This window comes from Nostoc sp. CHAB 5715 (assembly GCF_020829685.1).
GTDB lineage: Bacteria > Cyanobacteriota > Cyanobacteriia > Cyanobacteriales > Nostocaceae > Nostoc.
In genome coordinates, this window is the sequence record NZ_JAIVFR010000387.1 from 1 (window position 1) to 6447 (window position 6447).

Below are 6447 nucleotides of genomic sequence, written 5' to 3' on the forward strand. Positions count from 1 at the left end.
CTCTCATGCGAAAAATCCGTAAGAGTTTGTTATTTATCGCTGACACCACGCCCATTGCTAGTATTGACGGTAAAGAAGCTCCCCAAGTAATTCCTAGCCCGAATGTCTGTATTGAGATTGGCTATGCTATCCAAAGTAAGCGGTCTGAACAGATTTTACTAGCGCAAATGCAACGCCCAGACTTTGAAGGTCAATTTCCCTTCGACTTACCGACACAGCAAATTTTGCACTTCCAAGACACCACAGAACTAAATAAAATCCTAACAGGAACGCTTCAAAACCAACTAGCACGATTCAAATTGTTTTTTTGAGCAATCCGTAAGTTCTCCAACTATTACTCTAATACCATTTCTTTGTGAGGCTGCGTCAAACCCTTAACTTTATTTTAGAAGCTATTTTCTATGCAGTTTCATATTAAATTGATATAAAATGCTGTAGAAGGAATGGGAGCATCCCAAATGTGTAAAAACATATTTTGTCATTGCGAGCGTAATGAAATGAAGCGTTCGCGGAGCGTCTCGTAGAGAAGCAATCGCAGCATCTAGACTTTGCGATTGCTTCATTCCGCTTTGCTCCATTCGCAATGACTACCTGCTAATTTGGTAAATTTGCTTGCATTGGGATGCTCCCGAAGGAATAAGGCTGCGATCGCTTGCATTAATTGAGTGAAAACTACCAAATTCACAAGGACAATGACAAAAGTTACACTCTACATTGCAGCTAGTTTGGATGGCTACATCGCTCGTAGTGATGGCGGAATTGATTGGTTATCAATCCTTGATACAGAAGGTGAAGACTACGGTTACACTGCTTTCTACGAATCTATTGATGCTATTGTGTTAGGTAGCAAGACGTATGAAGTAGGGCTTGGTTTTGATAAATGGCCTTATCCAGAAAAAAAATCCTTCGTTTTCACCCAGCGCTCTCTCCAATCTGTCCGTGAGGACGTTGTATTTGTTTCTGACACAGTGAAGCCCGCCTTAGCAAATATAGAGGCTCAAGGTTATGAAAATATCTGGTTAGTTGGTGGTGGAGCATTAATCAATTCGTTTCTTCAGCACAGCTTGATTGACGAATATATTATTTCAACTATTCCAATTATCTTAGGTAGCGGTATACAGCTTTTCCCACCGCCTAACCCTGAAGAAAAATTGGAACTGATTAACTCAAAACAATATTCTACCGGCCTACTTCAAGCACATTATAAGCGAAAACAGAAGGTTTAAAAAATTCATAATTCATAATTACCTGACTGCCATCATTAGGCAGTGGAATCATATCATGTTCAGTTTAACACTTATCATTATGATTAACGCGAGGAAAATTTAATGATATATGATTATCTGGACTTGATATCAAACCCTTTTTAATTACGAATTACGAATTACGTTAGCGCAGCGTTAGCGAGGAACGAGCGTCATTACGAATTAGCTAAAGAAGCTTCTGAACAGCGTTGCTGAAGTCCTCGTAAGGTGAAACTCTTACGATAGTTTCTGCTAAAACACCATCTTTAAACATTAAAACTGCTGGAATACTGCGAAGACCGAATCTTTTGAAAATTGGCTTGTTGCTGTCAACGTCTACCTTAACGACTTTGGCGCGACCTTTGTATTCCTCAGCAAGTTGATCCATTAACGGACTGATCAGGCGACAGGGGCCACACCAAGTAGCAGTAAAATCAACAACAACAACTTTCTCTTCACTTCCAGTTAAAACGGTATCAAATTCACTTTCTTGAACGTAAGCAACTATGTGAGTATCTGTAGACATTTTTTAATCCTTTAGTGTCAAACTCAAATTTCAGCAAAAAGCTAACTATACAAACTATACTCCCTTCTGCCTGTCAGATTCACCACTCACCTACATTGGTAAACCCCCACAGCTGACTTTTGCTTAGTAGCCTGGATTTAATAACGTACAACTTTCTTACATAGGGTGCGTTAATGCGCCCTACCAACCGACCTAATCCAAAAGGCGTAGAGGCGTCAAGAGTCATTCTCTGAATCAAACAGTTCTAACAACCCAATTGTGCCTACGAAAAAAGTATAAGTAGCATATTTTATTGGCATCTTTTTTCTTAAAGGTGCATAAAAAGCTGCTATAATGCTTTCGATAAAATGGCTAGTCATGGCAAAACGCTCAATCCAAAAAATTGGATTAAGGCTGCTTGGTAGATTAGTATTAGTTATTACGGCATAAATATTCCATGATTCCAATCCAATTGCGCTTGTTATAAGCATTGTAGATATAATTTTTACAAAGGTAAAAATTTCTCTTTTTATAAGCTTTAAGTTCATAGCATTCACAAAAAATTGTTTAAAAACGGGTATGGTATATTAAGCTTGCCATAGCCGTAAACACTACTTCCGCCTTGCGGAAGTCAAAAGTATTGTATTCCAAGCTTTTGCGCTATTTGAAATGGTATGTTTATTTACGCTGTGCTGTGCTATTAGTAATGAAAATTAAATCACTAGATATTTAAAAAATGGTAAAAATGTGGAATAATACAAACGTGGTAAATTTAATTGCATTCCGTAGATTGATAAAAAATATAAAGCTATGATTACTCAACATTACAATTCAATTCATTTTGAAAATAACTTGCTTAAACAAATCAAGGTTAAAGAAAATCAGCTAAAAATTGCACAAGAATCTAATATGCTCCATGTAGCAGAAGCATTACAAGATGAATTATTAAAGTTACAAGGTCAATTATCAGAGCCACAGGACGTTGAAGTTCAAGCGTTGATGGGTTTGCTAGACGATTAAGATTATAAATTTGTGTTGCAAAGTTTATTGAAATACAAAAACTCTGTTAAAGGGACGCAGAGCATAGTGATTGTGATGACTAGGCTTCTAAGGTTTCATAAACGCATGATGATTCTTACTTAGTTAAGATATTAGGGTTTTGCTGAGTATGGGGTACTTTTATCTCCGGTAGTGAATTAATCTTAAGAATAGGTTTAATTGAGCGCAGTTGCCTTTGCCTAAGAATTTGAATTTCTCTCTCAATCGAATTTTTTCCTTGCCTAAAAAATTCTTGAGAGTTATATGGAACTAAATCACGGGATAAATGTTGAGCTTGTGCTGGAGTCAAACTAGGAAGCGGTTGTTCAGCATTGGCAGAAGTCTGTATAGCCAGTAAAAAAGCTGTTGAAACCACCAAGGGTTTTATTTTTATACATCCGGTGAATATCAGGTTTAACATGATTGATACATCCGTTGCGTGAATGCTGTTTCCAACCATCTTGTGTTGGTCTGATTATAAGTAAATTATACTTATTGGCTTACTAATTACCTCCCACAAATGGGTGAATTAATCAGTTAAAGCTTTATCGAACAGCAATATTGGCATCAGTCGTCAGAATTCAGTTAGGTAAACTGAGCAGAAATTGCGGATATCGCTCTTTCATCACTCTCAGAAAACAATAATCGAAGCGGGAAACTGAAACTATTACTCAATCAAGGTTTGAAGCTTTATTTTCTAATAGAAATTCAAAAATGTTGCTAAAACCTGAAAATCGAAGTCTCATAAGCCTTGCAGCGATTGCTTTCTCCAAGACTGATGGAAGAGGGATATAGCAGTCCTAAATCATTTGTGAAAATTATATATCTCTTTTTTCTTTCTTATCTTTGCGTCCTTGGCGTTCTTGGCGGTTCGTTTCCTTATCTATATTTTTCACGACTCCTGCAAGGATTGCTATAGGAATCCAATCTGATTTTTGAAAAAATTTCGTACATAAAAACCCTCCAGATTTTTGGATATTCCACAAATCTGAAGGGTTGTGTTTGATTTTCCTAATTTTGGTAACTTTTATTCTTTGTAGGCGAAGCTAACTATTTGTTGCCAATTTGAAAATATTTGCTGTCACTCCCAGGCTTTCTTCAAAAAGTGACTCGCGACCCCAGCGTTGCACCTGCTGACTCAGCAAAGCTTCCGCCTTTTGTTCCGAAAGTGAAGTCACCTGTTGAAACAGACCGGCGGATTGAGCGCCACCGTGGGTTTCCATCCGCATACAACCACCAGTTTCCGAGCAGATAACTGTACCACAGTCTGCCTGGGGATTTGTCGAACTGAGGCGCAAGGCAATCAAGTCGCCGATAATATCGCCCACATCAGCAACCGGAACTCCTGCTAACTCGGCTTCTACTTGTCGCTGCTCTTGAGCAATAAAACGGATGCGAGTGATGTCATAATCACCGCTTTCCTTTTCATAAAAAACTGGCTGCCATTGCAACCGACTTGCCAGCCAAGCTAAAAACAGCAAAGCTTGGGCAGGGTTGCCTTTTTCGTAATCAATCGTAACGCGGTCAATTTCTTTGAGGGCGGCGCGACGGTTAGGTGAGTCGTAAGCTTCGGCTGTCAATTCTTGCCATGATGCGAGGCGACGCCAGTTTAAGTCAGCTAAAGGTACACCTGTTTCTACCAACTCTTGTAGGCGGAGTAATTCACTTTCTGGCTCGTTAAAGTTGCAAGAATCTACAATCACATTATTGCAGACTGCTGCTAGGCGCTTGAATAGACCGTTGTTAGGGTCTGGTGTTGCCTTCCACCAAAGAAACTTTGGCAAGCCGCCAATCAACAAGGCCGGAATCATACCACCGATGCGTTCTAAAGCAGCAGCAGTTCCACTGAGAGTGATGTATTCGCAGCAGATAAGTGTGCTTGACGATTGCTTTTGGATGGGGCAATAAGCAGAAACTTGAGCCTTAACCCCTTCATCTTCGCCAGCAATGGGAAATAGCGCAATGATGCGGCAAGGGTTGCGGAGAGCGATTTCATCAGCAATTCTGGGGCTGGCGCTATTTAACATCCCAGCAGCAGGATGTTCACCTCCAGACCCGTTTCGCTGACCTTTAGCGAATTCTTCTCGTAATACAGTCAGAGTTTCTGGTGTTGCTGTTCCAGTTTCTGGCAGACTATGTTTCTTTTGGACTTCCCGCAATGCTGCCACCATCTGTGGCCCTAAAATCCCATCAATTGGGCCGTTGTAAAATCCCAAAGCAGCCAACAAATACTGAGTTTCTTCTGGTTCGTAGACCACTAAAGTAAATGTAGTTGCCCTAGTAGCACTGGGAAGTCCACCGTTCTCGCCAGTTATGCCGTAGCTTTGCCAAATTTGATTGAGTTCGGCATCTATTTCGTTAAGCGAAATATCTTTCGGCGCCTGGAGTGAAAAAATTGTAGAAGTTTGGGGAGCCATAGGAGTTTTGAGTTGTCAGCTTTGTTTGAATTTAGGAGTTAGGAGTTAGGAGTTAGGAGTTGAAAGTTAGGAGTTAGGAGTTAGGAGTTGAAAGTTAGGAGTTAGAACAACTGAAATTCTTAACTCAAAAACTCATCACTCATAACTCATCACTCATAACTCATCACTCATAACTCATAACTCCTAACTTTCTACAGTCTGCGCCAGCGACGGCCATCCTGGTTAATTAAGAGTTCTGCTTCTGCTGGTTCCCAAGTACCGGCTTCGTAATGGGGAATAGTATTTGGATCGGCGGGTGCATCCCAAACGGAAAGGGCTGGTGTTACTACTTGCCAAGCTGCTTCTACTTCATCCGCCCGTGTGAACAATGTTTGATCGCTCATCATACAATCAAGGAATAGGCGATCGTAGGCATCGGATGTTGCTTGGATGCCAAAGGAACCATAACTAAAGTCCATGTCAACGGAACGGGTGCGGAATTCTGCCCCAGGCATTTTGACATCAAAACGCAAGGAAATACCTTCATTTGGCTGAATCCGCATCGTCAAAATGTTGGCGTTTGTCTGTTGGGCGGCAGATTGGAACATCCGAGATGGAACTTCGCGGAAGTGGATGGAAATCTCACTCACTTTTTTCGGCATCCGCTTTCCGGTACGCAAGTAGAAAGGAACACCTTTCCAGCGCCAGTTATCCACCACAAACTTCATCGCTACGTAGGTGGGTGTGCTGGAGTTGGGGTTAACGCCTGGTTCTGTCCGATACCCTGGCACTGCTTGACCTTTCATCCAGCCAGCATTGTATTGCCCACGGACTGCTGACCGCGACAGATTGTGAACATCAGCTAAACGAGTAGCTTGGAGTACCTTCACTTTTTCTGTGCGGATGCTATCGGCATCCATTGCGTTGGGTGCTTCCATCGCCGTTAGGCAGTAAAGTTGCATGAGGTGATTTTGCAACATATCCCGCAGTGCGCCAGCGCTTTCATAGTAGCCAGCCCGGTCTTCCACTCCCACGGTTTCTGCCACGGTAATTTGTACGTGGTCAACAAATTGACGATTCCACAAGGGTTCAAAAATCGCATTGGCAAAGCGAAACACCAGCAAATTCTGGACTGTTTCTTTACCTAAGTAGTGGTCAATGCGGTATACTTGATGTTCTTTACAATATTTCTGTACCACTTGGTTAAGACTTTGGGCAGAAGCCAAGTCCCGACCAAAGGGTTTCTCGATTACTAGACGATGTT

Annotated in this window: 8 protein-coding genes and 1 pseudogene; 3 read left to right on the forward strand and 6 right to left on the reverse strand. The window is 41.2% G+C overall.

Annotated features, from left to right (window positions below):
* Nucleotides 1–311: pseudogene (locus tag LC574_RS20825) on the forward strand (hypothetical protein); the annotation flags it as partial.
* Nucleotides 312–692: 381 nt separating this feature from the next.
* Nucleotides 693–1226 (forward strand): dihydrofolate reductase family protein, encoded by a 534-nt coding sequence (locus LC574_RS20830; protein ID WP_229455369.1) that lies wholly within the window; start codon nt 693–695, stop codon nt 1224–1226.
* 205 nt (nt 1227–1431) lie between these two features.
* Here the strand turns inward: LC574_RS20830 and LC574_RS20835 are convergent, their stop codons facing one another.
* Both LC574_RS20835 and LC574_RS20840 read right to left on the reverse strand, forming a co-directional pair.
* A complete protein-coding gene (locus tag LC574_RS20835; protein ID WP_229455370.1) occupies nt 1432–1770 on the reverse strand; it encodes a co-chaperone YbbN in 339 nt (112 codons plus the stop codon).
* 215 nt (nt 1771–1985) lie between these two features.
* The gene (locus LC574_RS20840; RefSeq protein WP_229455376.1) at nt 1986–2297 is read right to left on the reverse strand and encodes a hypothetical protein; all 312 of its coding nucleotides are present in this window, start codon (nt 2295–2297) and stop codon (nt 1986–1988) included.
* Nucleotides 2298–2559: 262 nt separating this feature from the next.
* On the opposite strand from LC574_RS20840, the gene LC574_RS20845 reads away from it, so the two are divergent.
* Nucleotides 2560–2769 carry a hypothetical protein gene (locus tag LC574_RS20845; RefSeq protein ID WP_229455371.1) on the forward strand — a complete coding sequence of 70 codons (210 nt, stop codon included), beginning with the start codon at nt 2560–2562 and terminating at the stop codon, nt 2767–2769.
* A gap of 115 nt (nt 2770–2884) precedes the next feature.
* Here LC574_RS20845 and LC574_RS20850 read toward each other — a convergent pair whose 3' ends face one another.
* From LC574_RS20850 to zwf, 4 genes are all read right to left on the reverse strand, one after another.
* Complete coding sequence (locus LC574_RS20850; protein ID WP_229455372.1) at nt 2885–3247, reverse strand: hypothetical protein; 363 nt, start codon at nt 3245–3247, stop codon at nt 2885–2887.
* A gap of 358 nt (nt 3248–3605) precedes the next feature.
* The gene (locus LC574_RS20855) at nt 3606–3773 is read right to left on the reverse strand and encodes a hypothetical protein (RefSeq protein WP_229455373.1); all 168 of its coding nucleotides are present in this window, start codon (nt 3771–3773) and stop codon (nt 3606–3608) included.
* A gap of 60 nt (nt 3774–3833) precedes the next feature.
* Nucleotides 3834–5204, reverse strand: coding sequence for a glucose-6-phosphate dehydrogenase assembly protein OpcA (gene opcA / locus LC574_RS20860; RefSeq protein ID WP_229455374.1), 1371 nt, complete (start codon nt 5202–5204; stop codon nt 3834–3836).
* 191 nt (nt 5205–5395) lie between these two features.
* Nucleotides 5396–6447 (reverse strand): glucose-6-phosphate dehydrogenase (gene zwf / locus LC574_RS20865; protein ID WP_229455375.1); only part of this gene is annotated, 1052 nt, incomplete at its 5' end.

Excerpts from the sequence above, each read along its gene's own strand:
- opcA (WP_229455374.1), bottom strand. The coding sequence starts at position 5,204 with ATGGCTCCCCAAACTTCTACAATTTTTTCACTCCAGGCGCCGAAAGAT.
- LC574_RS20850 (WP_229455372.1), bottom strand. The coding sequence starts at position 3,247 with ATGGTTGGAAACAGCATTCACGCAACGGATGTATCAATCATGTTAAAC.
- LC574_RS20840 (WP_229455376.1), bottom strand. The coding sequence starts at position 2,297 with ATGAACTTAAAGCTTATAAAAAGAGAAATTTTTACCTTTGTAAAAATT.
- LC574_RS20830 (WP_229455369.1), top strand. The coding sequence starts at position 693 with ATGACAAAAGTTACACTCTACATTGCAGCTAGTTTGGATGGCTACATC.
- LC574_RS20835 (WP_229455370.1), bottom strand. The coding sequence starts at position 1,770 with ATGTCTACAGATACTCACATAGTTGCTTACGTTCAAGAAAGTGAATTT.
- LC574_RS20845 (WP_229455371.1), top strand. The coding sequence starts at position 2,560 with ATGATTACTCAACATTACAATTCAATTCATTTTGAAAATAACTTGCTT.